Here is a 313-nt window from a genome sequence, read left to right as displayed (position 1 = left end):
AGCGTTCGCATTTGTTGATATAGCGTTCGCATTTGTTGATATAGCGTTCGCATTTGTTGATATAGCGTTCGCATTTGTTGATATAGCGTTCGCATTTGTTGATATAGCGTTCGCATTTGTTGATATAGCGTTCGCATTTGTTGATATAGCGTTCGCATTTGTTGATATAGCGTTCGCATTTGTTGATATAGCGTTCGCATTTGTTGATATAGCGTTCGCATTTGTTGATATAGCGTTCGCATTTGCTGATATAGCGTTCGCATTTGTTGATATAGCGTTCGCATTTGTTGATATAGCGTTCGCATTTGTTGAT

The 313-nt window shown here is 38.7% G+C and carries 1 protein-coding gene; it reads right to left on the bottom strand.

Annotated features, from left to right (window positions below):
- Nucleotides 1-313 (bottom strand): hypothetical protein (locus tag GNF10_RS37465; protein WP_185607536.1); only part of this gene is annotated, 313 nt, incomplete at both ends.

It is taken from the genome of Nostoc sp. UCD121 (genome assembly GCF_014222285.1).
In the GTDB taxonomy this organism is placed as follows: Bacteria; Cyanobacteriota; Cyanobacteriia; order Cyanobacteriales; family Nostocaceae; genus Nostoc.
Note: the sequence above shows the minus strand (reverse complement) of the source record. Positions and strands in the feature narration are given on the sequence as shown.